Annotated in this window: 24 protein-coding genes; 7 read left to right on the forward strand and 17 right to left on the reverse strand. The window is 68.8% G+C overall.

Annotation, left to right across the window (positions count from 1 at the left end; all coding sequences use genetic code 11):
• The first annotated feature begins 210 nt into the window (after window positions 1-210).
• Window positions 211-798, forward strand: a complete 588-nt coding sequence (locus ASD79_RS04310; protein WP_056719899.1) for a dihydrofolate reductase family protein — start codon at window positions 211-213, stop codon at window positions 796-798.
• A gap of 19 nt (window positions 799-817) precedes the next feature.
• Here the strand turns inward: ASD79_RS04310 and ASD79_RS04315 are convergent, their stop codons facing one another.
• The 5 genes from ASD79_RS04315 to ASD79_RS23695 form a co-directional block, all read right to left on the reverse strand.
• Window positions 818-1,198, reverse strand: coding sequence for a hypothetical protein (locus tag ASD79_RS04315; protein WP_056719769.1), 381 nt, complete (start codon window positions 1,196-1,198; stop codon window positions 818-820).
• Between the two features lie 264 nt (window positions 1,199-1,462).
• The gene (locus ASD79_RS04320; protein WP_056719770.1) at window positions 1,463-2,860 is read right to left on the reverse strand and encodes an efflux transporter outer membrane subunit; all 1,398 of its coding nucleotides are present in this window, start codon (window positions 2,858-2,860) and stop codon (window positions 1,463-1,465) included.
• Window positions 2,861-3,015: 155 nt separating this feature from the next.
• Window positions 3,016-6,198: an efflux RND transporter permease subunit gene (locus tag ASD79_RS04325; protein WP_056719771.1), complete on the reverse strand. Its 3,183-nt coding sequence runs from the start codon at window positions 6,196-6,198 to the stop codon at window positions 3,016-3,018.
• Window positions 6,199-6,408: 210 nt separating this feature from the next.
• Complete coding sequence (locus ASD79_RS04330; RefSeq protein WP_056719772.1) at window positions 6,409-7,602, reverse strand: efflux RND transporter periplasmic adaptor subunit; 1,194 nt, start codon at window positions 7,600-7,602, stop codon at window positions 6,409-6,411.
• 55 nt (window positions 7,603-7,657) lie between these two features.
• Window positions 7,658-7,810, reverse strand: coding sequence for a hypothetical protein (locus tag ASD79_RS23695; protein ID WP_156400353.1), 153 nt, complete (start codon window positions 7,808-7,810; stop codon window positions 7,658-7,660).
• A gap of 166 nt (window positions 7,811-7,976) precedes the next feature.
• On the opposite strand from ASD79_RS23695, the gene ASD79_RS04335 reads away from it, so the two are divergent.
• Together ASD79_RS04335 and ASD79_RS04340 are read left to right on the forward strand one after the other, a co-directional pair.
• A complete protein-coding gene (locus tag ASD79_RS04335) occupies window positions 7,977-8,606 on the forward strand; it encodes a TetR/AcrR family transcriptional regulator (RefSeq protein WP_056719773.1) in 630 nt (209 codons plus the stop codon).
• Between the two features lie 392 nt (window positions 8,607-8,998).
• Window positions 8,999-9,226 (forward strand): hypothetical protein, encoded by a 228-nt coding sequence (locus ASD79_RS04340; protein ID WP_007668062.1) that lies wholly within the window; start codon window positions 8,999-9,001, stop codon window positions 9,224-9,226.
• Window positions 9,227-9,376: 150 nt separating this feature from the next.
• On the opposite strand, the gene ASD79_RS04345 is transcribed toward ASD79_RS04340, so the two are convergent.
• Together ASD79_RS04345 and ASD79_RS04350 are read right to left on the reverse strand one after the other, a co-directional pair.
• Window positions 9,377-10,345: a magnesium and cobalt transport protein CorA gene (locus ASD79_RS04345; protein ID WP_056719774.1), complete on the reverse strand. Its 969-nt coding sequence runs from the start codon at window positions 10,343-10,345 to the stop codon at window positions 9,377-9,379.
• 164 nt (window positions 10,346-10,509) lie between these two features.
• Entirely contained in the window at window positions 10,510-11,016 is a 507-nt protein-coding gene (locus ASD79_RS04350; RefSeq protein WP_056719775.1) for a hypothetical protein, read from the reverse strand.
• A gap of 355 nt (window positions 11,017-11,371) precedes the next feature.
• Between ASD79_RS04350 and ASD79_RS04355 the strand changes: the two genes are divergently transcribed.
• From ASD79_RS04355 to ASD79_RS23700, 3 genes are all read left to right on the forward strand, one after another.
• Entirely contained in the window at window positions 11,372-12,472 is a 1,101-nt protein-coding gene (locus ASD79_RS04355; RefSeq protein ID WP_235524316.1) for a helix-turn-helix domain-containing protein, read from the forward strand.
• A 143-nt stretch (window positions 12,473-12,615) separates the two neighbouring features.
• Entirely contained in the window at window positions 12,616-13,710 is a 1,095-nt protein-coding gene (locus ASD79_RS04360; protein ID WP_056719777.1) for a hypothetical protein, read from the forward strand.
• Complete coding sequence (locus ASD79_RS23700; protein WP_156400354.1) at window positions 13,707-13,877, forward strand: hypothetical protein; 171 nt, start codon at window positions 13,707-13,709, stop codon at window positions 13,875-13,877. Before ASD79_RS04360 ends, ASD79_RS23700 begins: the two co-directional genes overlap by 4 nt.
• Here ASD79_RS23700 and ASD79_RS04365 read toward each other — a convergent pair.
• The 7 genes from ASD79_RS04365 to ASD79_RS04395 form a co-directional block, all read right to left on the reverse strand.
• On the reverse strand, window positions 13,874-15,259 hold the full coding sequence (locus ASD79_RS04365) for a hypothetical protein (RefSeq protein WP_056719778.1): 1,386 nt from the start codon (window positions 15,257-15,259) through the stop codon (window positions 13,874-13,876). The genes ASD79_RS23700 and ASD79_RS04365 overlap by 4 nt on opposite strands.
• On the reverse strand, window positions 15,256-16,344 hold the full coding sequence (gene wecB / locus ASD79_RS04370; protein WP_056719779.1) for a non-hydrolyzing UDP-N-acetylglucosamine 2-epimerase: 1,089 nt from the start codon (window positions 16,342-16,344) through the stop codon (window positions 15,256-15,258). Before wecB ends, ASD79_RS04365 begins: the two co-directional genes overlap by 4 nt.
• Window positions 16,341-17,267 carry an NAD(P)-dependent oxidoreductase gene (locus tag ASD79_RS04375; protein ID WP_056719780.1) on the reverse strand — a complete coding sequence of 309 codons (927 nt, stop codon included), beginning with the start codon at window positions 17,265-17,267 and terminating at the stop codon, window positions 16,341-16,343. The genes wecB and ASD79_RS04375 overlap by 4 nt, the downstream gene beginning before the upstream one ends.
• The gene (locus tag ASD79_RS04380) at window positions 17,264-17,911 is read right to left on the reverse strand and encodes an N-acetyltransferase (RefSeq protein WP_056719781.1); all 648 of its coding nucleotides are present in this window, start codon (window positions 17,909-17,911) and stop codon (window positions 17,264-17,266) included. Before ASD79_RS04380 ends, ASD79_RS04375 begins: the two co-directional genes overlap by 4 nt.
• Before the next feature lies 1 nt (window position 17,912).
• Window positions 17,913-19,205 (reverse strand): nucleotide sugar dehydrogenase, encoded by a 1,293-nt coding sequence (locus tag ASD79_RS04385; RefSeq protein WP_200952272.1) that lies wholly within the window; start codon window positions 19,203-19,205, stop codon window positions 17,913-17,915.
• 270 nt (window positions 19,206-19,475) lie between these two features.
• Entirely contained in the window at window positions 19,476-20,468 is a 993-nt protein-coding gene (locus ASD79_RS04390; protein WP_056719783.1) for a Gfo/Idh/MocA family protein, read from the reverse strand.
• Window positions 20,468-20,995: a GNAT family N-acetyltransferase gene (locus ASD79_RS04395; protein WP_056719784.1), complete on the reverse strand. Its 528-nt coding sequence runs from the start codon at window positions 20,993-20,995 to the stop codon at window positions 20,468-20,470. Before ASD79_RS04395 ends, ASD79_RS04390 begins: the two co-directional genes overlap by 1 nt.
• A 112-nt stretch (window positions 20,996-21,107) precedes the next feature.
• Between ASD79_RS04395 and ASD79_RS04400 the strand changes: the two genes are divergently transcribed.
• A complete protein-coding gene (locus ASD79_RS04400) occupies window positions 21,108-21,407 on the forward strand; it encodes a hypothetical protein (protein WP_056719785.1) in 300 nt (99 codons plus the stop codon).
• A gap of 49 nt (window positions 21,408-21,456) precedes the next feature.
• Here ASD79_RS04400 and ASD79_RS04405 read toward each other — a convergent pair whose 3' ends face one another.
• From ASD79_RS04405 to ASD79_RS04415, 3 genes are all read right to left on the reverse strand, one after another.
• Window positions 21,457-22,002, reverse strand: coding sequence for a phage tail protein (locus ASD79_RS04405; protein WP_056719786.1), 546 nt, complete (start codon window positions 22,000-22,002; stop codon window positions 21,457-21,459).
• 67 nt (window positions 22,003-22,069) lie between these two features.
• Entirely contained in the window at window positions 22,070-22,627 is a 558-nt protein-coding gene (locus tag ASD79_RS04410; RefSeq protein ID WP_056719787.1) for a phage tail protein, read from the reverse strand.
• A 53-nt stretch (window positions 22,628-22,680) separates the two neighbouring features.
• Window positions 22,681-23,217, reverse strand: a complete 537-nt coding sequence (locus tag ASD79_RS04415) for a phage tail protein (protein WP_056719788.1) — start codon at window positions 23,215-23,217, stop codon at window positions 22,681-22,683.
• Window positions 23,218-23,279: the final 62 nt, after the last annotated feature.

Here is a 23,279-nt window from a genome sequence, read left to right on the forward strand (position 1 = left end):
GGCTCGTTGAACACCCATCCGCCCCGGATGGGGCGTTTCCGGTGATGGCCGACGCCCCCTCCGTCACGATGCGTATTCGCATCGCGCCACCTCCCCCGCGATGCGGGTGAGGAGAAGAGACGGAGGGCCCGTGGCCAAAAATGATCGCCGGCTGTCGGATGTTGTCGACCTGGACCGTCCTTGGGTCAGGACCGCCATGAGGAGGACGCCGTGAGAGACCTGATCTTGAAGATGGCCATATCGGTCGACGGCTTCGTGAGTGACCTGGATGGCCGGAACACATGGATGTTCGGCGCCGATCAGGAGGCGAAGGCCTGGGGCGTGGAGTTTATCTGGAACGCCAGCCTGCACATCATGGGCAGCCGCAGCTTCTCCGCCATGGCCCCCTACTGGCAGACCTCCACCGACCCGTTCGCGGCGCCGATGAACCAGATCCCCAAGGCCGTCTTCTCGCGACAGGGGCCGGCGATCCTGAGCAACGTCGACACGATGGCGGCGCTGCAACCCGGCGCCGGGAGTTGGGCGGAGGCCCATGTGGCCAGCGGTGAGCTGGCGGAGGAAATCGCCAAGCTGAAAGCCCAGGAGGGCAAGCCGATCATCGCCCACGGCGGCGTCAGCTTCGCCCGCGCGCTCGTCGCCCAGGGACTGGTCGACCAGTTCGCCCTGATCGTGGCCCCCGTGGCGCTGGGCGAGGGTCTGCCGCTGTTCTCCGAACTCGCCGCGCCGCTGCGTCTCGAGCTGACGAGCTCGAAGGCCTTTCCGGGAGGCGCGGTGGCGCAGATCTATCGGGCGGCGTGAGCCCGGCGTCGAAGGCCTATCACAACCTTCCGCGCCGGCCGCCCTTGAGCTTGTCCAGCGCGCGGCGGGCGGGTTCGGCCTGGGCGGCCACGGGGGCGGCCGGGCCGAGTGAGTCCATCAGCATCGCGCTCACATTGGCCACGCCCTGGGTGGCGGCCAGGCCGGCGGCGGCGACGTCGGTCAGGGTGGGGCCGGCGGGCTTGGCGCGGTCGCGGGGCGTGATCAGGGCCACCTTGCGGGCCATGGCGGCCAGATCGCCGATGGCCTTGGCCTTGTCGCGGGCCTGGCGGAGGACGGCGGGGTCGGTGCTGGCCTCGATGGACTTCCAGGCGGCGTCGAGGGCGGCCATCAGCGCGAGCTGGAAGTTCAGGCACCAGGTGGGGATGTCGGTCTGGGTCATGCCGCTAGTGTGCGGCTGTCCTGGAGAGGGAGGACCGGAAACGTGCGTTTTTGTGTAAGGGCTTGATTGGGATGGGGTTTGTTTCGGCGGGAGCGGGGATGGAGCGGCGCCCTGTGGATAACTTTTTGGCGGAACGACCCGCACAGACGGTCGTCATCCCCCGCTTCATGCGGGGGACCCAAGCTGAGGTGCAGAACGGCAGACGGCCAGCTCGGCTTGGGTCCCCCGAACAAGTCGGGGGATGACGACGATTTATGGGCGGCCTCAGCTGCTCCACCCCCCGCCCAGCGCCTTGTAGATCGCCACGACGTTGGTGTTCACGCCCGTCTCCGCGACCGTGAGCGAGTCTTCGGCGGCGAGAAGCGTCCGTTCGGCGTCGAGCAGCACCAGGAAGTCGATGCCGCCTTCCTTGTACTGGATCCGCGCCAGCTCGGCCGCGCGGCGCGAGGCGGCGGCCTGGCTGGTCAGGCTGACCAGCTGGGCCTGTTGCTGGCGGTAGCCGACCAGGGCGTTCTCCAGGTCCTCGAGCGCCGCCAGCACGGTCTGGTCGTAGACCGCCAGGCTGGCGTCGTTGCGGGCCTGCGCCGCCTTCAGCCGCTGGTGGGCGCCGCCCAGGTCGAGGGCCGGCCAAGAGACCGAGGGGGCCACCGACCAGGCCTGGCTGGCGCTGTTGCCGAAGCCCGAGGCGCTGCCCGACAGGAAGCCGATGAAGCCCGTTACCCGGACCCGTGGGAACAGGTCGGCCGTGGCCACCCCGACCTTGGCGGTCTGGGCCGCCAGCCGGCGCTCGGCCGCCTGGACGTCGGGACGCCGGCGCAGCAGGTCGGCGGCGTCGCCGATCGGCAGGGCGGCGATCAGCGGCGTGACTTCGGCGTTCTGCACCACCAGGGTGGCGTCCAGGGTTCCCGGACGCTGGCCGACCAGCACGCACAGCCGGTAATTGGCGCGCTTCTCGGCGGTGATCAGGGCCGGGATCACGGCCTCGGTGGCGTTGAGGCGGGCCTGGGCGCTGGCGACGTCGATGGGGTTACCCGCCCCGGCGTCGTAGCGCACCTTGGTCAGGCGCAGGGTCTCGCGCTGGGTCTCCAGGTTGCGGTTGGCCACGGCCAGCCGGGCCTGGGCGCCGCGCAGCTCCAGATAGTTCCGCGCCACCTCGGCGGCGATGGTCACCTGGGCGTCGCGCAGGTCGGCCCGGGCGGCGCCGGCCTCGGCCCGCGCCGACTCCACGCCCCGGCGGACGCGGCCGAACAGGTCGATCTCCCAGCCGGCGTCGAAGCCGCCCGTATAGGTCTCGCTCTCGACGCGCTGGCCGCCGGAGCCCGGCTGCTGCTGGTCGCTCTTCTGGTAGCCGCCGCCGGCGGTCACCCGCGGCAGCTGGTCGAGGCGGGCGTCCTTGAACAGGGCGCGGGCCTCGTCCACCCGGGCGACGGCGACCTTGATGTCGAAATTGCCGGCCAGGGCCTGGGTCACCAAACCATTGAGCACCGGATCGTTGAACGCCTTCCACCAGTCCGCTTCCGGATTGGCGGTCGAGAACGACTCGGCCGGGGCGTTCTGCAGGACCACCGGCGCGGTGACCGGGGTCTTGTAGTCGGGGCCCACGGCGCAGGCCGACAGCAGGATCATGCTGGCGAACAGCGACAGTTGGGCGGCGAGTTTCATGCCGCCGCGTTTCCCTTTCGCGTCGTCCCCCGACTTGTTCGGGGGATCCAAGCGGCGCTGCAAGACGAAGCTGTGGCCGGCTCGGCTTGGGTCCCCCGCATAAAGCGGGGGATGACGACGTTGAGGAGCGGGAGAGAGAGTAAGAGCTTGAGACATCAGTGCGCCTCCACGGCGTCGGTCGTCGATTTGGAAGCCGCCTTCAGCGCCGCCTTGCGGGCGGTGGTGCGGCGGATGACGAAGTAGAAGATCGGGGTCAGGATCAGGCCGAAGACCGTCACCCCCAGCATGCCGGAGAACACCGCCACGCCCATGGCCCGGCGCATCTCCGCGCCCGCCCCGTGGGAGACGACCAGCGGCCACACGCCCATGATGAAGGCGATCGAGGTCATCAGGATCGGCCGCAGGCGCAGGCGGCAGGCTTCCAGCACCGCGTGCAGCGGCGTGTCGCCATGCTCCTCCCGCTCCTTGGCGAACTCGACGATCAGGATGGCGTTCTTACACGCCAGCCCCACCAGCACGATCAGCCCGATCTGGGTGAAGATGTTGTTGTCGCCATGGGTCAGCAGCACGCCGGCCAGGGCCGACAGCAGGGTCATCGGCACGATCAGGATGACCACCAGCGGCAGGGTCCAGCTTTCGTACTGGGCGACCAGCACCAGGAAGGCCAGCAGCACGCAGAGCGGGAAGATGTAGATCGCCGTGTTGCCCGCCAGGATCTGCTGGTAGGTCAGCTCGGTCCACTCGTAGCCCATGCCGTTGGGCAGCTCCTTCTTGGCCAGGTCCTCCAGCGCCTTCTGGGCCTGGCCCGTCGAGTAGCCGGGGGCCGGGCCGCCGTTGATCTCGGCCGTGAGCACGCCGTTATAGTGGCTCTCGCGGTCGGGGCCGGTGGCTTCCTTGAAGCTGACGAAGGCGCCCAGAGGGATCATCTGGCCGTCGCCGTTGCGGGTCTGCAGGCGCAGCATCTGTTCCGGTTGCAGGCGGAATTTCTGGTCGGCCTGGACGTTGACCTCGTAGGTGCGGCCAAAGCGGTTGAAGTCGTTGACGTACAGCGAGCCCAGATAGACCTGCAGGGTCTCGAAGAGGTCGGTCAGCGACACGCCCGAGGCGCGGGCCTTTTCGCGGTCGATGTTGGCCTCGATCTTCGGCACGCTGACCTGGTAGGTCGAGAACACCCCGACCAGGGCCGGATCCTTGCGCGCCTTGTCGATCAGGTTCTGGGTCTGCCGGTTCAGCTCGTCCGGACCCAGGCCCGCCTTGTCGACGATCTGCATGCGGAAGCCGCCGATCGTGCCCAGGCCCTGCACCGAAGGCGGCGGGAACACCGCGATCTGGGCGTCGGGGATGGCGCCGAACTTGGCGTTCAGCTGGCCGACGATGGCGTTGGCCGACAGGTCGTGGCCCTTGCGGTCCTTGAACTCGTCCAGCGAATAGAACACCGCGCCGGAGTTGGGGCTGTTGATGAAGCCGTTGGCCGACAGGCCGGGGAAGGCGATCGAGTGCTTGATGCCCGGCACCTTCATGGCGATGTCGCCCATCTGGCGGATGACGGCCTCGGTGCGGTCCAGCGAAGCGGCATCGGGCAGTTGCACGACGGCGACCACATAGGCCTTGTCCTGCTGTGGCACGAAGCCGCCCGGGGTCTTGGCGAAGGCGCCGATCGTCAGCAGCAGCAGCAGGCCGTAGACCACCAGGCCCGCCGTCGTCTTGCCCAGGGTCTTGCCGACGCCGCGCACATAGCCGTTCGAGGCCTTGGCGAAGAAGCGGTTGAACGGGTTGAACAACCAGCCCAGGGCGGCGTCGATCATCTTCTGGAAGCGGTCCTTGGGGGCGTCGTGGCTCTTGAGGAGCACGGCGGCCAGGGCCGGCGACAGGGTCAGGGAGTTGAAGGCCGAGATCACCGTCGAAATGGCGATGGTCAGGGCGAACTGGCGGTAGAACTGGCCCGACAGGCCGCTGATGAAGGCGGTGGGAATGAACACCGCGCACAGCACCAGGGCGGTGGAGATGATCGGCCCCGTGACCTCGCTCATCGCCTTGCGGGTGGCCTCCGCCGGTTCGAGCCCGTCGGTGATGTTGCGCTCGACGTTCTCGACCACGACGATGGCGTCGTCGACGACGATGCCGATGGCCAGCACCAGTCCGAACAGCGTCAGGGCGTTGAGGCCGAAGCCCAGCATCAGCAGCACCGCGAAGGTGCCGATCAGCGAGACGGGCACGGCGATCAGCGGAATGATCGAGGCGCGCCAGCCCTGCAGGAAGATCACCACCACGATGACGACCAGGATGATCGCCTCGATCAGGGTGTGGATGACCGAGTCGATGGATTCCTGAACGAAGGCGGTGGTGTCGTAGACGATTTCGTAGTCGACGCCCTCGGGGAACTCCTTCTTGAGCTCCTTCATCGTCTTCTTGATGTCGGCGGCCATGGCCAGGGCGTTGGAGCCTGGGCGCTGGAAGATCGGCAGGGCCACCGCCGACTTGTTGTCGAGCAAGGACCGCAGGGCGTAGTTGTTGGCGCCCATCTCCACGCGGGCCACGTCGCCCAGGTGGGTGATCTCGCCGTTGGCGCCCGAGCGGATGATGACGTCGCGGAACTGCTCCTCGTCGGTCAGGCGGCCGGGGGCGTTGACCGACAGCTGGAACTCGGCGCCGCCCGGGGTGGGGGGCGCGCCCAGCTGGCCGGCGGCCACCTGGACGTTCTGTTCGCGCAGGGCCTTGACCACGTCGCCGGCGGTCATGCTCAGCGCCGCCAGTTTTTCAGGGTCCAGCCAGATCCGCATGGAATAGGCGCCGGCCCCGAAGATCTGCACGTCGCCCACGCCGTCGACGCGCTTGAGGCGGTCGCGGACGTTCAGCTGCGCGTAGTTGCTGAGGTACAGCATGTCGTAGCGGTTGTTGGGCGAGATCATGTGCACGACCAGGGTCAGGTCGGGCGAGGCCTTGTCGGTGGTCACGCCGATGCGCTGCACCTCCTGGGGCAGTTTCGGCAGGGCCTGGGCGACGCGGTTCTGGACCTGCACCTGGGCCTTGTCGAGATCGGTCCCGAGGGCGAAGGTGACGGTCAGGATCATCGCCCCGTCGGAAGCCGACTGCGACGACTGGTAGATCATGCCCTCGACGCCGTTGATCGCCTGCTCCAGCGGGGCGGCGACGGTCTGGCCGATGACGGCGGGGTTGGCGCCGGGATAGGCGGCGCGCACCACCACGGTGGGGGGCACCACTTCGGGATATTCCGAGATCGGCAGGCGCGGCAGAGCCACCATCCCGGCGATGAAGATGATGATCGAGAGCACAGCCGCGAAGCGCGGCTTGTTCACGAAGAACTTTGAGAAATTCATGGGCGGCGTCCGGGGAGGAGGCAAGGAGGGGGCGTCGGCTGGCCTGCGGCCAGCTTTCGAAGGCAACTCTCGCTCCGCTCATCCCGGCGAATGCCGGGACCCAGATGGAAGGGCGGTGTGGCTGACGCCAAGAGCGCCGAGCTGTTCCAACCCACCCCGTCGCTTTGGGATCTGGGTCCCGGCATTCGCCGGGATGAGCGGATTAAAAGGTTAGTTCTGGCCGACGCTGTTGATCATCGCGACGCGCTGGGGCGCGGCCTCGAACTGGCTGAAGTCGGCCGATACATCGGTCTTGATGACCACCGGATTGACGGTGTCGCCCGGCTTGACCTTCTGCAGGCCGCCGACGATCACCCGGTCGCCGGGCTTGAGGCCGGTGCGGATGATGCGCAGGTTGCCGGCCAGCGGGCCGATCTCGACCGGACGGTATTCGGCCTTGTTGTTGGCGCCGACCACCACCACGAAGCGCTTGCCCAGGTCGGTGGCCACGGCGCGGTCGGGGGCCAGGGCCACCGTCCGCGACTGGTCGCTGACCAGGCGGATGCGGGCGAACAGGCCCGGGGTAAAGCGGCCGTCCTGGTTGTCGAAGATCGCCCGGCCATTGATGGTGCCGCTCTTGGCGTCCATGGCGTTGTCGATGAACTTCAGGTGGCCGACGTGCGGATAGCCGTCCTCGGTCATCAGGCCCAGATAGACCGGGCTCGACTTGCCGCGCTCGGCCGAGGCGTACTTCAGGAAGGTCTGCTCGTCGGCGTTGAAGGTGGCGTAGATCGGGGTGTCGGAGACCACGGTGGTCAGCAGGTCGGCCGGGGTCACCAGATTGCCGCGAGTGATCACCGCCTTGGAGACCCGGCCGTCGATCGGCGAGACCACGCGGGTCCATTCCAGGTTCAGGCGGGCGGTCTGGTAGGCGGCGTTGGCGGCGCCGAGATTGGCCTGGGCGGCCTTTTCTTCAGCGGAAAGCCGGTCGAACTCGCTCTGGGCCAGGGCGTTCTGCTCGATCAGCCGGCGGCCGCGCTCGCGGTTGACGACGGCCAGGTTCAGCTGGGCCTTGGCGCGGTCCACCTCGGCCAACGCGCGGTTGGCTTCGGCCTGGTAGGGGCGCGGGTCGATCTGGAACAGCACCTGGCCCTTGTGGACCCGGGCGCCTTCCTCGAAGCGCGCGCCGTCGATGTAACCGCCGACCCGGGGGCGGATGTCGACGGTGTCGACGGCTTCGAGGCGGCCGGTGAAGTCGTCCCACTGGCGCAGGTTCTTGAAGGCCACGTCGGTGATGGTGACCTGGGCGGGCGGCGGGGCGACCTCCTGCTTGGCCTGGGCGCTGCAGGCGGCCAGCACGGCGGCGGCGGCGAGCATGGCGAAGGATTTGACGGCGGAAGAGGCGAGGGCGGGATGCTTGCGCATGGGGGGACCTGAAATCGGGCGTTGGGGAGGGGGAGGAGCAGGGACGGTCAGAGGGTCACTCGAGGACAGGGCGCTTCATCGAGCGGGTCGAACGGCGACGACGGGGTTCGGCGGCCTGGTCGATCCAGGCTTTCGCGGTGGTCAGCCACACGACCTTGGCGGGGCTGGCGGCGGGACGGGCGGGGTCTTGGCTCGCGCTCGGGGGCATGGCTCGCGCTCCGTTCTGGGTTAAGGATGAAATGTCGCAGTTGCTGTTGCTTGACGTGGCGTCCATCTGTGACGATGTAGACGGATGATACGATACCGTTCGGTATCATCTACGCGGTGAGAGATACTGACCGGTAACTCTCACGTCAAGGTAAGGCGCTGTAAAAATGGCTGAGAGAAATTCTGGCGGGGGCAAGATGGACGAAATGGAGGCGCCCGTTTGCGCCCCGTTGTCCAAACGTCCGGCCCGCGACCGGATCTTCGAAACGGCCCGCGAGCTGTTCTATCAGCACGGCATCCGCGCGGTGGGCGTGGAGGCGATCGCCCACGAGGCCGACGCCACCAAGATGACCCTCTACCGCAACTTCCCGTCGAAGGACGAACTGGTCGCCGAGGTGCTGCGCGAGCAGGAACGCGACTATTGGATCTGGTGGGACGAGGTCACCGGCTGCACCTGCGGCGACCCGCGGGTCCAGTTGGAAGCGATCTTCGACGCCTTCGAGACCAAGGCCTGCAACGCCGACGTCCACGGCTGTCCGCTGTCCAACGCCGCGATCGAGCTGCACGAGGTGGATCACCCGGCCCAGAAGGTGTCGGTGGCCTACAAGCAGCAGCTCCACGCGCGGCTGGTCGATTTGTGCAAGCGGGCCGGCGCGGTGGACGATGACCTGGCCGACGGCTTGATGCTGCTGATGGAGGGCTCCTACACGGCCCGGGTCACCCTGGGGCCGCTGGGACCGGTGCGCGCCGTGGCGCGGGCTGGGCGGGCGCTGATCAAGGCGCATCTGAACGGGTAGACGCGCCGCGCGGATCATCCATCCCCCGATGGATCCGCACGGCGCGCGCCGGCGGCGCTAAAGGGGAGGGAAAAGCGCCGCCTTCAAAAACCTATCAAACAGATAGGAATTAAGTCGAGGCAGTTTTTCTGGCCTCGCCGCCAGATCATCCGACGTCCCGAGAAACTGAAAACGGCTTGAGGAGTTCTGGCTCGCATCAGTTGCGTTCGAGTCATACGGATGTCGTCAAGTTGTGAAAATGCGAGCCTATAAGATGTGTCGATGCTGCCGCCTCGTGGGGCGAATGCCGGCCTGACCTCGATCTCGGGGCCCGGTCCAGCCGCCCGAAGACTCGCTCGTTCACGCCCCCAGGATGAGGGGCGCCCCAAGTCGTTCTGCGTAAGGAGCTCCCCATGGCTCTGTTGATTTCCGTCGCTCCCGCCGAGCAAGGCTGGTCGGTGCGTTCCGAGGCCCTTGAGGCCGATCTCACCTTCGAACGCGGCGGCCGCGCCGAGGCCGCCGCCCGCGATCTCGCCAGCCGCCTGGCCGCCTCGGGGCGCAGCGCCGAGGTGCGGGTCTTCCTGCGCGACGGCGCCGAGGCCGGACGCTTCCTGCATCCGGCGCGGGCCTGGGCGAGCTAGCCGTTCTTAGTTCACTTCAAAAGTTGTCATCCCGGAAGCGCGTAGCGCTGTCCGGGACCCAGGGCCGGCGCAACGTGGTGACCCTGGGTCCCGGCTCTTCGCTACGCTACGGCCGGGATGACAACTTTTTGGGGATCGAGGGGGAGGGGGCTACAGCCACCCGTTCTTCTTGAACCGCACGTACAGATACCCGCAGACCGCCGCGATCGTCACGAGCACCGCGGGATAGCCCAGCGTCCACCGCAACTCCGGCATGTGCTCGAAGTTCATGCCGTAAATGCCGGCGATCGCCGTCGGCACCGCCAGGATGGCGGCCCAGGCGGCCAGCTTGCGGGTAATCGCGCTCTGGCGCTGCTGTTCGAGCAGGGAGGCGGCTTCGAACACCGAGGTGATGACCTCGCGAAGGGCGCCGACCATGGCCTCGATGCGCTGCACGTGGTCGAGCACGTCGCGGAAATAGGGGCGCACGTCGTTGTCCAGGCAGGGCGCTTCCAGATGCTCCAGCCGACCGCAGACCTCGGCCATGGGCGAAAGCACGCGCTTGAAGCGGATCAGGTCGCGGCGCAGGTGGAACAATCGCTTGACCTCGCCGTGGCTGAGGAAGGTGTTGAGCGTGCGATGCTCGATGTCGAGCACCTCGTCCTCCAGCGCCCGGATGATCGGCAGGTAGCCATCGACCACGAAGTCGAGCACGGCGTGCAGCACATAGTCCGAGCCCTTGGCCAGCAGGGCGGGCGAGGACTCCAGCTGCTCGCGAAGTTCGGTATGGGCTCGAGCCGAGCCGTGGCGGACGGTGATCACGTGGCCGGCCCCGACGAAGATCGCCGTCTCGCCATAGGCGATCTGCTCATCGACCAGCTGGGCCGTGCGGGCGACCACGAACAGTTCCTGGCCATAGACCTCGACCTTGGGGATCTGGTGCGCGTTCAGCGCGTCCTCGACCGCCAGGGGGTGCAGCTTGAAACGGATCCGAAGCTGGTCCATCTCGGCGGCGGTGGGTTCGAACAGGCCGATCCACACGAACTCGCCGGGCTCGGTGACCAGGGCGTCGGGGTCGTCCAGCGTCACCTCGCGGGCCCGGACGCCGTCTCGATAGATGTAGGCCGCGACGACGCTCATGCGCAGATGCTGTCCCTGGGGCGCCGATGCGCGGCGCCGGAGGCTTCTTAAACGCCAAGGTCTCGGCTTCTGTCGAGTTCGGATATCGCCCCGGCCGTCGCGGCGAGCCGGAACCATTGAGCGGCGCGACGGGAGCGATGCGCCCTTCGGGGCGAAGCCGGCGCCTAGATCCCGCTCAGCAGCCCGTCGATGTGCGCGTCCTGGGTCGTTTCGCGGCGAGCGTCGAGATAGGCCGTCACCCGGTCCAGCATCTGCTCGGCCTGGCTGAGGCCGCCCAGGGCCCAGTCGATCTCGCTGACCGTGCGATGGTCGCCGTGCAGGCGTTCGCGGGACGAGGTCAGGGCCTTGGCGGCGACCGCGTGCAGGGCGGTCATGTCGCGGCAAGCCTCGGCGGCCATCCAGCCGACGGCGGCCATCCGCCGGGCCCGGCGCAGCGCCGCCTCGGCGTCGCGTTGGCGATCCTCGGCCTCGCGCAGCACGGCTTGAGCGCGAGTCAGCTGCCGCGCGCCGCTCTCGGCGATCTGTCGCCGCTGGCGCCGCTCGCCGTCACAGGCCGCCTTCATGTCGCGCAAGGCCTGGGCCCATTGGTCCTCCGCCTGCGGGGTGCGCGCCGCGCCCAACAGATCGCGCTTCCCGAAGACCGCCAGCCCCTTCCAGTTTCGTCGAACCATAAAGTCCTCCATGACCCCCAATCCGGCATTATCGTTTCCTGAAAGTCCACTTCGGCGCTATGCGGCAAGTGCCAGATTGAATATCTCGGCAAAGTCTTTTGTGTATTTATGGATAATGAGTCATTAACTATATCTAAGTTCGGCCACAATTAGCTTGGCTGTTGTCCACTTTAAACATTTTTATCAATTGATGCTTTATTCTGACTTCACCTTACTTACTTTCGAAAATGGATGTGGCATCTTTTGGGGGCGAATCAGGCGCGACAATGGGCGCGATGTCAGTAGGAGACTCGGCCAGCCGGCCGGCGATGAGATGGTTTTTCACGGGAAGAGTCCCATAGGCGCCGCGGGCTTGGTGAGCGCCGAGCCGCGGTCGCGGCGTGCGGGCGACTGGGAAAAGCCGCCCGCCGACGTCGAAGGTCCGTCGGTCCGTCCAATGTTCGACGCCCTGGATGAGGCGCGCTCGTTCGGCGCGCCGGCCCCATCGGTCGCGCGGGGCCAGGTGATCCTGCGCGAGACCCAGGGGCCGCACGAGGCCTGGGCCCATGCCTCTGGACGCGATCTGGCCATCACCCAGCTGTCCCCCGGGGCCTGCCCGGGTCATCTGCTGAGGGTCAACCTGGACGACATGGGTTTCGACGCCGGCGGTTTCGACGGCGATCTGCGGGTGCGTGGGACCCTGGCGGGCAAGGCTTTCAGCATTGTCTCGGTCCTGGAGCGGGACGGCGCGCTCAATCAGTGGGGCCACAAGGTCGATGAGGGCGATATCCTGACCATTCCGCCGGGCGGCGAGCTGGACGGCCGTTTCCAGGGGCGGACCGCCTATGCCGTCGTCACCGCGCCGTGGGGGCTGGTCATGCAGAGGGCCGAGGCGTTCGAATGGCTGGCCGATCCGGGCTTCTGGACCGAGGCCGCCGTCTATTCGCCGCCGCCGCCGGCCCGCGCCGCCTGCCGACGCGTGCTGCGGGACTGCGCGACCCTCATGCGGACCATGGGCGACGGCGTGCCGGCCAGCGCCATCGACATTCTGCGCCAGGACCTTCTGGACGGCGTGCTGAGCGCCGTGGCCGAGGCCAGGGAGCCGGCCGCGCGCCGCCAAGGCGTGCTCAACGCCGCCCGCATCGTCCGCGGCGCCGAGGACTTCATCGAGGGCGGCGACACGCGCCAGGCGGTTCAGATCGAAGACGTCTGCCGGGCCCTGAACATCTCGCGCCGCACGCTCTATCGCGCCTTCCACGACCTGCTCGACGTCAGCCCCAAGGCCTATCTGCGGCTGAAGAACATGTCGGCGGCCCGGGCCCGGTTGCTGGACGCGGCCAACCGCCCGACCACCGTGACCCAGGTGGCCCTGGACCACGGCTTCTGGGAGCTGGGCCGTTTCGCCGGCGCCTATCGGACGATGTTTGGCGAGTCGCCGTCGGAGACCCTGCGCGCCCACGGCGGCCTTAGGCGTTGACAGGGACAGCCGACGCCGTCGAGTCTGGCGGTAGCGCGCGGGGGCGCTCCGAAACGAGGTTGCGTCCATGGGGTCACGGTTCACGCGCGCGGATGGCGTGACCCGGGGCGTGACCCGGCTGGACGGCGGCTAGGTCGCCGGACATGCGCCACCGACCGACAGCCCTGGTTCTGTACAATTGGCGCGGCCAATGGCCGATGCGGCGCTGGGAGCGCCAGCGGATCTTCGCCTGGAAGGCGCATTTTCCCGGCCGGATCGTGTTCTTCAACATTGGCTTTTCTTTCGATCCGGCCTGGATCACCGCCCTGGATCCCGATCTGGTGCTGATCGACGCCACCGCCCTGGCGGCCCGCTACGCGGCCAAGGGATCTGACGCGCTGGAGCGGGCGGTCGCCGCCGCGCCCGCCCGGGCCCGCCGGGTCGCTGCGCCGCTCGACGAGTTCCTCAGCCTGCGGCGCCTGCGCGATTTCCTGGTCGAGGCCCGCATAGACCTGCTGCTGACCGCGCTCGACCCGGCGCTGTGGGACAGCTTCTACCCGGTCGCGGACCGGCCCTACGCCATCCGCCGCATGCTGACGGCCTATGTCGACGAACCGCTGATCCGCGTGGCGCGGCGCGTCTCGCCCGATCTGGCGCGACGGTCGATCGCGGTCAGCTATCGGGCCTGGGAGACACCGGCCTGGCTGGGCGAGATGGGGATGCTGAAGCGCGACGTGGGCCTGAGGGCGGCGGCCTGGGCGCGCGCCGGCGGCCATCGCGCCGACGTGGCGGTGGACGGCGAGGGACGGCTGGCGGGCGACGCCTGGATCCGCCTGCTGGGCGCCAGCCGCGCGGTCGTCGGGGTCGAGGGCGGCTCATCGGTGATCGATCCGGCCGGCGACCTGGCCCTGGTCGAGGTCGCGCCCTTGAGCGGCGCGGGCTGGACGCCGCCGCCTTCGGTGATCGTCGCGACGGGATCGGCCGAGGTGCGCGCCCTGTCGCCACGCCACCTGGAGGCGGCCGTCACGCGGACCTTCCAGGTGTTGGTCGAGGGCGACTATAGCGGCGTGCTCGAGGCGGGGGCTCACTACCAGCCGGTCAAGCGCGACCTGTCCGACATCGAGGCGGCGCTGGATCGCAGCCGCGACCTGGCCTACGCCCAGGCCATGGTCGACCGGAGCTATCAGGAGATCGTCGCGTCCGGCCGCTACAGCTGGCGAACCGCGGTGCGCGAGATCGCCGCCCAGGTGCTGGCGTGAGCGGCCCACCACGGCGTCTGCTGCTGGCCCTGCGCCTGCGCGAATGGGCCGGCTGGGCGGCGGTCGTCGTCGAGGCGCATTGGCGCGCGGCGCCGTCGCCGGTGCGGGCTGTCCTGCGCGGCGCGGCGCGGCTCGGGCCGATCCGGCGGTGGATCCGGCTCGACTAGCGAATGATGCGGCGCACCAGGCCGTGCAGCCGGAGCCGCCGCAGCAGTTTGCCCGCCAACCGCCGTAGGCGGCTGGGTCGCGGCAGGGCGTGGGGATTGTCGATCAGGAGCAGCGGAAAGGCCTCGCGGAAGTCGTCGCCGACGCAGTCGTCCAGGGCGGCCGGCGATCGCCGCGCGGCCAGGTCGGTGATCAGGCCATCGAAGCGATCGATCATCGTCGCATAGCTGTAGGCGGGGTTGAGGGCGACCTCGGCATAGGCGTTGGCGATGATCTCGGCGACACGGTCGACGTCGCGCAGGGCGTCCACCACCTGCGCCATGTTGCCGTGGTCCTTGTCGAGCGGGATGTAGTGCCGCCAGGGCTGGATGACGTCCGAATAGCGACCGGGATAGGCGATCACCAGGGTGCGCAGGGCGATGGCCTCGAACACCCGGGGCGAAATCTGGGCGATGTCGATCTCGTCCTCGCGGCCGGCGAAGAACCGGTCGCGAAGGGTCTCGTAGGACGCCTCGCGGGACAGGCCGGGGATCGGGTGGCGCCGCTCGACCAGGGCGGCGAAGCTTTCGCTGCGGGCGGCGACCGCGCCGTCGAAGTCGAAGACGCTGGCCCCGCTCTCGACGGCCAGCACCGCCCGGCAGCGGCGGATGAAGTTCAGCCAGTCGCCGCCGTACAGCCGGCTGCTTTCCGACCACGCGATGTCGGTCGAGAGCCCGAAACGCTTGGCGTCGCGCTTGAACAGCTTGCCGATGCGGATCTTCTCGCGGCCCTGTTCGCCGTGCCAGGCCGGATAGGTTCGCCCGCGGTAGCCGACCATGATGGGCCGGGCCGCCAGCGGGCCCGGCGGGTAGTCCAGCAACTTGTGGGGCACGTAGCCGGTCAGCACCTGCTGCGTTCGAAGCTGGCCGCCGCGCACCCGTCCATAGACCCGGGCCGCCTCGACCGGATCCAGGCAGGTGAAGACCAGGTCCACACCGCAGGCCTCCAGGGCGTCCAGCGTGGCGTTCACGAAGCGGTATTCGTCCTGGATGAACACCGCCTTGGCGCCCTTGAAGTCGGCCAGCGCCCGGCGTGAGCGCGGAGCGACGTAGGACTCCAGGGCCAGGGCCAGGGAATAGTGGATGACCACGGCGTCGAAATTGGCCAGGTCCAGGTCGGCGAAGATCTCGCCGACCTTGGACAGCACGTGGACGTCGTGCCGGGAGTAGCGCGCGAAGGCGTTGATGTGGTCGCAGACGGTGGCGGCGTTGGCCGGGTCGTAGTTGCAGGCCAGCAGGACCCGCAACGGCCGGTCCTTCCGGCGCGGCGCCTTGGCGCGAAGCCGGCCGGGCTTGGCCACGTCGTGGGATGGGAGCGGCGGCCGCGTTTCGTGGGTGTCCTTCATGCGTTCGCTCCGGTCGCGGCGCGCGGCGTGACGACGTCGGCGGCCAGGAACCGGGCGATCGCCTGGACGATCCGCTCGGCCGCGTCACCGGTTCCGTAGTCGTCGATCTCACGCCGGGGGCGATAGTCGGCCACGGTCCAGAGACGGTTCCACCCCGCGTCCACCGTCTCGCTCCATTCGGTGTCGTCGCGCAGTGTCACACAGGGCTTGCGATGAAAATAGGCCTCCTTCTGCAGGCCGCCGGAGTCGGTGAACACCGCCGCGCAGTCGGCCAGCAGGCGCTGCATGTCGAGCGGTCCGAGGGGCTCGACCACCGTCAGCCCGGCCAGGTCGACGCCGAAGCGGGCGGCCGCGTCGCGAGTGCGCGGATGCAAGGGCAGGACGATCGGCGTCTGGTCGAGGCGGGCCCGCAGATAGCCGACGGCCGCCGCCAGGCTGGCCGGGCTCCGCGTCGTGGCCGCCCGGTGCAAGGTGGCCACGGCATAGGCGCCCGGCGTCAGGCCCAGACGCCGGAGCACGTTTTCGCCCGTGGCGGGCATGGCGGCCATGGCCAGCACGGCGTCCTGCATCACGTCGCCGACATGCGAGACGCCCTCGACCAGTCCCTCGCGCGCCAGGTTGGCGACGGCGGCCTTGGTCGGCGCGAACAGCAGCCGGCTGAGGTGGTCGACGACCACGCGGTTGGTCTCTTCGGGCATGGCGCGATCGAAGACCCGCAACCCCGCCTCGACATGGGCCACCGGCACGCCGGCCTTGGCGGCGGCCAGGGCCCCGGCCAGGGTGGAATTGGTGTCGCCGTAGACGATCACCAGGTCGGGTCGGACCCGGCCGATCACCCCGTCGAGGGCGGCCAGCATGCGGCCGGTCATCTCGCCGTGCGAGCCGCCGTGGATTCCCAGGTTCTCGGCCGGTTCCGGCAGGCCCAGGGCCTGGAAGAAGTTCTCCGACATCGCCGCGTCGTGATGCTGGCCGGTATGGACCATCACCTCGGTCAGGCCGGGCGCGACGGCGATGGCGCGGCTGACCGGCATGGCCTTGACGAACTGCGGCCGGGCGCCGACCACGGTCAGCAGGCGGGCTGTCACGCCGGCGTCCCCGGCGCGGTTTGGACCTGGGCCAGCCGGGCCCGCACCCGGGCGACGACGCGGTCCAGGCCTTCGTCCAGCGACACCCGGGGCGTAACACCCAGCAGGTCGCGCATGCGGTCCAGGCTGGGCTGCTTGGCGGCCGTCATCCGGGCCGGCAGGTCGCGCACGGTGATCAGGGCGGGCGCGGCGTCCAGCCGGGCGCGCAGTCCTTCGGCCAGGGCCTCGATCGGGGTGATGTCGGGATGGCCGATATTGACCACAGCGTGGTCCGGGACCTCGGCGGCCGCCTCGATGGCCCGCACGGCGTCGGAGATGTGCAGCCAGCCTCGGGCGCCGCCGCGATGCACCTCGATCGGCCGGCCGCGCGCCAGGTCGTGGGCGAAGCGGATCATCGCCGAGCGGTGGTCGCCGAAGTCCTCGTTCTCGTCATAGATCATGAACGGCCGCAGGGTGACGGCGCGCAGGCCGTGCTGGGCGACCTCGTAGTCGACCAACTTCTCTCCCAGTAATTTGGTCAGGCCGTAGCGGTTGTTGGGCTTGGGAACCGTCGTCGCCTCGTCCATCGGCCCGTCGGTGGGGCCATAGACCTCGGAGGTCGAGAAATAGACCAGCTTGGCGTCGGCGGCCTGGGCCAGCAGCACCACGTTGTTCAGCCCGCCCAGATTGGTGGCGACCGCCAGGCTGGAGGCCTGCTCGCAGGTCACCCGGCTGACCACGGCGGCCAGGGCGAAGATCACGTCGGGTTTCCAGCGCAGGGTCGGCATCAGGTCGGCCGGCTGGTTGATGTCGACCTGCAGGTAGTCCTTGCGCCAGCCGGGCTTGATGTCGGCGCACAGCACCTCCCAGCCGCCGGCCCGCAGATGGGCCGCCAGGGGCTTGCCGATATTGCCTTCCGATCCGATGACCAGGGCCCGTTTCATCCTACGCTCACTGACTGTTCTTCATTGGAGGGCTCGTCGTCGCCGAAGCCCGAAAGGTTGATCACCCGGCGCAGGCCTTCCGGCCGCTCGGCGTAGCGGTCGCCGGTGCGCGGGCAGACCAGGTCCTCGCCCAGCACTTCGCCGGCGTGGCTGACCCAGCCGATCCGGCGGGCCGGAACGCCAGCCATCAGCGCCAAGGCGGGGACGTCATGGGTGACCACGGCCCCGGCCGCGACCAGGCACCAGGCGCCCAGCGTGTGGCCGCAGACGATGGTGGCGTTGGCCCCGATGGTCGCTCCGCGCCGCACGCGGGTGAGCTTGAACTCGGCCTTGCGGTCGATCTCGGCGCGCGGCGTGGCGACATTGGTGAACACGCAGCTGGGGCCGCAGAACACCCCGTCCTCCAGCACCACCCCGGCATAGAGGCTGACATTGTTCTGGACCTTGCAGCGGTCGCCGATCACCACGCCGGGGCCGACGGCGACGTTCTGGCCGATCACGCAGTCGGCGCCGATCCTCGCCCCCGCCGCCACGTGGCTGAAGCGCCAGACGCGCGTGCCCGCGCCGAGCACGGCGCCGGGCTCGACCTCGGCCGAGGGGTGGGCCCAGGCCGGCTTCGGGTTCGGGTGGGGCGGGGCGCTCATCTCAGGCCTTGACGATCTTGCCGCGTAGCGCCGGGTCGACCTCGGCGGTGGCGTTGCGGGTGTCGATCACCAGCGGCGTCTCGCGCGCCAGGCGCTCGTAGTCGAGGTGGTCGTGGTCGGTGACGATGATGGCGCAATCGAAGGCGGCCAGGGCGTCGCCGGCGATGTCGACCGAGGTCATCAGGGTGTCGCCGACCGTCAGTTCGGGGGCCAGCGAGTCGTGGTAGCTGACCCTGGCGCCGTGGCTGCGCAGGATCTCGATGATGTCGCGGGCCGGGGTCTCGCGGGTGTCGTCGATGTTGCGCTTGTAGGCGACCCCGACCACCAGGATGTGCGCGCCGACCGGCGAGCGACCGCGTTCGGCCAGGGCTTGCAGGGTCTTGTCGATCACCCGCCTGGGCATGGCCTGGGAAATCTCGCCGGCCAGTTCGACCATCCGCAGGCAAGCGCCCTCGGCCTTGGCGCGCCAGGCCAGATAGAAGGGGTCCACCGGAATGCAATGGCCGCCGACCCCGGGGCCGGGGAAGAACGGCATGTAGCCGAACGGCTTGGTCTGGGCCGCCTGGATCACTTCCCAGACGTCGATCCCCAGCGCGTCGAAAGTGACCTTCAACTCGTTGACCAGGGCGATGTTGACGAACCGGAAGACGTTCTCGGTCAGCTTGACCGCCTCGGCGGTGCGGGTGTCGCCGACCGGAACGGTGGTGGTGATGGCGTCGTAGAGCGCGCAGGCCACGCGGCGCTCGGCCTCGCTGTCGGCCCCGACGATCTTGGGAATCGAGGCGGTGGTGAAGGCGCGGTTACCGGGGTCTTCGCGCTCCGGCGAATAGGCCAGGGCGAAGTCGTGGCCGGCGCGCAGGCCGCTGCGCTCCAGGATCGGCTTGAGCACGTCGGCCGTGGCGCCGGGAAAGGTGGTCGACTCCAGCACCACCAGTTGGCCGGGACGCAGCGTGCGGGCCAGGGTCTCGGCGGCCTCGACCACGTGGCCCAGATCGGGCGCGCGGTGCGAGGTGATCGGGGTCGGCACGCAGATCAGGATGGCGTCGGCGCGGGACAGGACCTCCGGATTGGCGGTGACCTTGAAGCCCCGGCTTCGCATCGCCGCCACGCGTTCGTCGGCGAAGTGGGCGAGATAGGACATGCCGTCGCCGAGGGCCGCCAGCCGGTCGGCGTCGAGGTCGAAGCCCAGCACGGGAAACCCGACCGAGGCGAAGGCCTCGGACAGCGGCAGGCCGACATAGCCCAGGCCGATGATGCCGACCACGGCTTCGCGCTGTTGGATCCTGCGGATCAATGTCTGAAAGTTCGGCGGCGTCGAAATGTCGCCGCTTGGTGGAAATGTAGGAACATGAACGTTCATCGACCGAGCCGCCCTGCGTGGTGTTGGGGGTTGACCCGCCAATCTCTAACGGGAACCTACGCTGAACAATGACTTAGGCAAAGCTGGTTTCTCTGGAATAGATCTGACTGGGCGGATCAAACATCTTGCGAGAATGGAGAACTATTGCAGATCATGGGTCGGAATGGGCAATGTTCGAACCGTGTTATGTGAGGTGAAGCAAGACTAGCGGGCCCGCTCGGTGGCCTCCAAAAGTTTGGGCGACGATGTGGTCAGTAGAGACCCCGCCCGTTCCAGCACGCGTTGCACGCGAAGCGCTTCATCGATACCCGTCAGGGGGGCGTTTCGGGACTGGCAACATTCGAGGAAGTGGCGGATTTCTCGGGTCAGTGGCGAGTCGGCGGCCAGTTCCAGGAAGCGCGGATCGCCGCCGACGGCGACGGGGCCGGCCGGCGTCATCGTCGCGGCCTGGTCGCGCCGCCACAGCTTCTCGGGCCAGGGGCGGACGTCGTCGAACACCAGGGCGCCGGTCTCGCCCACCACCACCAGCTTCTGCTCCTTGTACGGACTGAGCCAGCTGGCGGCGAGGTGGGCGTGGACGCCGGACGGGAACCAGAGATCGGCGTGCGCCTCGTCGACGACCCCCGGGGTGACGAAGGCCCGGCCCGCCGCCTCCACCCGGTCGGGCGCCTCGCCGGCTACCGCCAGGGTCATCGAGACGTCGTGGGGCGACAGGCTGAGGAAGGCGTCCTCATGGACGCGGATCCGCCCCAGGTTCAGCCGCGAGGCGGTGACGTAGCGCACCGCGCCGATATCGCCGCGCCGGACGTGGGCCAGCAGGGTCTCGAACGCCGGGTGGTAGCGCAGCAGGTGGCCGATCATGAACACCCGGTCCGAGCGGCGCACGTGGTCGGCCAGGGCCTCGGCCTCGGCGAGGTCGAAGGCCAGGGGCTTTTCGACGAAGACGTCCTTGCCGTGGTCCAGGGCCCGGCGACAGATTTCGGCGTGGGTCGGGGCCGGGGTGGCGACGATCACGGCGCCCAGGCCGGTGTCCTCCAGCGCCTGGGCCAGGGGCAGGGCGGGAACGCCCCAGGCCGTGGCCTGACGCCCGGCGGCGGCCGCGTCGGCGTCGACCACGGCGCCCAGCACGCCAAGTTCGGCGCAGGTCCGGGCGAGGTTCACGCCCCAGGCCCCGCAGCCGACGACGGCGACGCGCATCAGGCCGGCTTCGCGGAGGCCGGGAGCCAGCGCATCGACAGATGGGTTTCGTCCTCGACCATCGCCTCGAAGCCCAGGCGCAGATAGAGCCGATGGGCCGCGAGGTTGTCGCGGGCCACGTGCAGGGTCAGAGGCAGGGCGGCCTCGGCGGCCTCGGCCATCAGTTGTCGCAGGATGGCGGTTCCCAGACCCTGGCCGCGCCGGTCCGGCGTCACGGCGATGTCGACCAGATGGACCGCGCCCCGGCCGCGATCGACCGCCAGCCGCCCGGCCGGCGTGTCGTCGACCGTGATGATCTCCAGGCGGGCGTCGGGATAGTCGGCCCGGTAGCCCTGGGTCTGGGCCCGGAACTGCTGGGTCATGATCATCGCCAGCATGTCGGGCGGCAGGGCGACCTGATCCCAGCCCGGCCCGCGCGAGGCGCGGAACAGGGCGAAGCGGAAGGCCTCGTCGGTGGGAACCTCGGGGCGCAGCGCGATGACGCCGAGCGGCGAGGCGAGGACGGCGGTGTTGGCGTTCGAGCTCATCGGCGAAAACTCATCGGGACGCGTGGTTCGAGGGGCGAAGCGGGTCGGCCTTCCCGTTCCGGTGGAGAAGCCGCCATACTGACGTACCCGTGATTCGCCAGCGACGGAATTCATGACCCTCGAACTCACCGCCGACCTCTTCGACGGCCATGTCGGCCAGACCTTCCGTGTCGGGGGCGTCGACCTGACGCTGGTGCTGACGGCGGTGGAGCGCCGCGCGATGCAGGCCTGGGAGGCCGAGATCACGTCCCGTCCGCCGTTCACCCTGATGTTCCGCGGCCCGGCGGACGCCATCCTGCCGGAGGGCCTGCGGACGCTCGAGGCGGAAGGCGGACCGGCCTACGACCTCTACATCATCCCGACCCACACGCCGTCGACGGCGCACCAGAACTACCAGGCCGTCTTCAACTGACGGCCGGGGATGGTCGTTTCGAACCGAAGCGACCATCCCCAGGGCCTGGCTAGTTGCGTGAGGGGAAGGCGCCCTGCAGCGCGATGCAGACTTCCAGCACCAGGAACGGCTGGCGGTTCTCGTGCGGCTGGCTGCCGCCGGTGTTGGTCACCGAGGCGGGATGCAGCGTCGTCGCGTTGGTCGGGGCCGTGGCGTACATGTTGTAGGTGAACGGCGACCCTGAGGCCGGGGCGCCCGTCGTCTGACCAAAGCTCATGTTGGCGACCGGCGTACCGACATTGGCGGTGGCGGCCGTCGTGCCGTCGCCGCGCATCATGTGGAAGTGGCTCGGCATCTCGCTCAGGATCAGGGTGTGGCTGGCCTGTCCGCTGGCCTGGCCCAGGTCGAAGCCGGCGCCCATGTGCAACGGAATGCGGCCCTGCAGGTTGGGCAGGGCGAAGGTCGTCTGCCCGTTGCCGCCATAGGTGGTGCCAAGCAGAGAGAAGAGGGCCTGGTTCTGGTTGATCGGCAGGAACTGGCCGTTGCACAGCGCCCAGCCTTGTGGCGCGAAATTGAAGGACATGATCCTCAACTCGCCCATGAACGGCGTACCCATGGTTCGACTCCTTTTATCGTGGCGCGCGCTGTCGAGCGCGGCGGCGTGGGTTGCGCGAGGCTGGCGGCTAGTTGCGGGCCGGGAAGATGCCCTGCATCGCGATGCAGTAGTTCAGGACCAGCGACGGCATGCAGTTGTTGTGCGGCATGTTGCTGCCCGCGAGGCCCGAGGCCTGCAGGGCCATCTCGCCGGCGGGCGCGGCGCTGCTGTAGAACTTGCCCTGGGTTTCGCCCGTGACGATGTTGCCCTTGGCGCTCTTGGCCAGCTGGTTGGCGGGGCCGGCGTCGGGCAGGGTGCCCGCGGTGCTGGACACCACCGGCGTGTGGCCGTGCGATGGCATTTCCGATTGCAGCACGGTGACGTTCGTCTCGCCGCTGACCTGGCCCAGGTCATAGACCGACAGGCCCGGGCCGGGCTGGTTGCGGCCGACGTGCAACGGCACTGAGCCCTGCAGATTGGGCAGGGCGAAGGTCGTCTGCCCGTTGCCCCCATAGGTGGTGCCGAGCAGCGAGAACAGGGCGGTGTTCTGCGAGATCGGCAGGATCTGGCCGTTGCAGAAGGCCCAGCCGGTGGGCGGGAAGTTGAAGCCGAACATGCGAATTTCGGCGACGAATGGTGCGGACATATTCCGGTCTCCGGGTCGTCAGGAGGGGGCGAGCGCGATCGCGCGTCGCGCCATCACTGATGGGGAAAGATGCCAAACAGCGAGATGATGAAGTTCAGCCCCAGGTACGGCTGCATGTTGTCGTGCGGCTGGCTGCCGCCGGCTGGCATGAAGGTCGCCGGGTTGAGCGCCACCTGGGTGGTCCCGGTGTACGGTATGTAGGCGAACACCTGGGTGGTGCCCGCGGGGCCCTGGCTGGACAGGTAGCTGCCGACGGGGGTGGCGGTCGTGCCGGCCGCGCCGCTGACGAGCAGGGTGTGGTTGTGCAACGGCATCTGGTTGGTGTTCAGGGTGACGGTTTCGACCCCGGACCTCTCGCCCTGGATATAGGTGACGCCGTCGGCGCCCGTGCCCATGTGCATCGGCACGCGGCCGCGCAGGTCGGGCATGGCGAAGGTCTCCTGGCCGTCGCCGCCATAGGTGGTGCCGATCAGCTGGAACAACACTTCGTTCTCGGCGATGGACATGAGCTGGCCATCGCAGAACGCCCATCCGGCGGGAGGAAAGTTGCCCCCGAATATCCGGATTTCACCGACATAAGGCTGACTCATCTTGCGGCTCCCGCTCCCGTGTAATGGCCATGCAATCTAGGGGCATCGTCGTGACCAGGTAA

Source organism: Caulobacter sp. Root655, assembly GCF_001427665.1.
Lineage (GTDB): Bacteria > Pseudomonadota > Alphaproteobacteria > Caulobacterales > Caulobacteraceae > Caulobacter.

Coding starts and splice junctions, on each gene's coding strand:
- ASD79_RS04315 (WP_056719769.1), bottom strand. CDS start 1,198: ATGACCCAGACCGACATCCCCACCTGGTGCCTGAACTTCCAGCTCGCG.
- ASD79_RS04320 (WP_056719770.1), bottom strand. CDS start 2,860: ATGAAACTCGCCGCCCAACTGTCGCTGTTCGCCAGCATGATCCTGCTG.
- ASD79_RS04325 (WP_056719771.1), bottom strand. CDS start 6,198: ATGAATTTCTCAAAGTTCTTCGTGAACAAGCCGCGCTTCGCGGCTGTG.
- ASD79_RS04330 (WP_056719772.1), bottom strand. CDS start 7,602: ATGCGCAAGCATCCCGCCCTCGCCTCTTCCGCCGTCAAATCCTTCGCC.
- ASD79_RS23695 (WP_156400353.1), bottom strand. CDS start 7,810: ATGCCCCCGAGCGCGAGCCAAGACCCCGCCCGTCCCGCCGCCAGCCCC.
- ASD79_RS04335 (WP_056719773.1), top strand. CDS start 7,977: ATGGCTGAGAGAAATTCTGGCGGGGGCAAGATGGACGAAATGGAGGCG.
- ASD79_RS04340 (WP_007668062.1), top strand. CDS start 8,999: ATGGCTCTGTTGATTTCCGTCGCTCCCGCCGAGCAAGGCTGGTCGGTG.
- ASD79_RS04345 (WP_056719774.1), bottom strand. CDS start 10,345: ATGAGCGTCGTCGCGGCCTACATCTATCGAGACGGCGTCCGGGCCCGC.
- ASD79_RS04350 (WP_056719775.1), bottom strand. CDS start 11,016: ATGGTTCGACGAAACTGGAAGGGGCTGGCGGTCTTCGGGAAGCGCGAT.
- ASD79_RS04360 (WP_056719777.1), top strand. CDS start 12,616: ATGCGCCACCGACCGACAGCCCTGGTTCTGTACAATTGGCGCGGCCAA.
- ASD79_RS04365 (WP_056719778.1), bottom strand. CDS start 15,259: ATGAAGGACACCCACGAAACGCGGCCGCCGCTCCCATCCCACGACGTG.
- ASD79_RS04375 (WP_056719780.1), bottom strand. CDS start 17,267: ATGAAACGGGCCCTGGTCATCGGATCGGAAGGCAATATCGGCAAGCCC.
- ASD79_RS04380 (WP_056719781.1), bottom strand. CDS start 17,911: ATGAGCGCCCCGCCCCACCCGAACCCGAAGCCGGCCTGGGCCCACCCC.
- ASD79_RS04390 (WP_056719783.1), bottom strand. CDS start 20,468: ATGCGCGTCGCCGTCGTCGGCTGCGGGGCCTGGGGCGTGAACCTCGCC.
- ASD79_RS04395 (WP_056719784.1), bottom strand. CDS start 20,995: ATGAGCTCGAACGCCAACACCGCCGTCCTCGCCTCGCCGCTCGGCGTC.
- ASD79_RS04400 (WP_056719785.1), top strand. CDS start 21,108: ATGACCCTCGAACTCACCGCCGACCTCTTCGACGGCCATGTCGGCCAG.
- ASD79_RS04405 (WP_056719786.1), bottom strand. CDS start 22,002: ATGGGTACGCCGTTCATGGGCGAGTTGAGGATCATGTCCTTCAATTTC.
- ASD79_RS04410 (WP_056719787.1), bottom strand. CDS start 22,627: ATGTCCGCACCATTCGTCGCCGAAATTCGCATGTTCGGCTTCAACTTC.
- ASD79_RS04415 (WP_056719788.1), bottom strand. CDS start 23,217: ATGAGTCAGCCTTATGTCGGTGAAATCCGGATATTCGGGGGCAACTTT.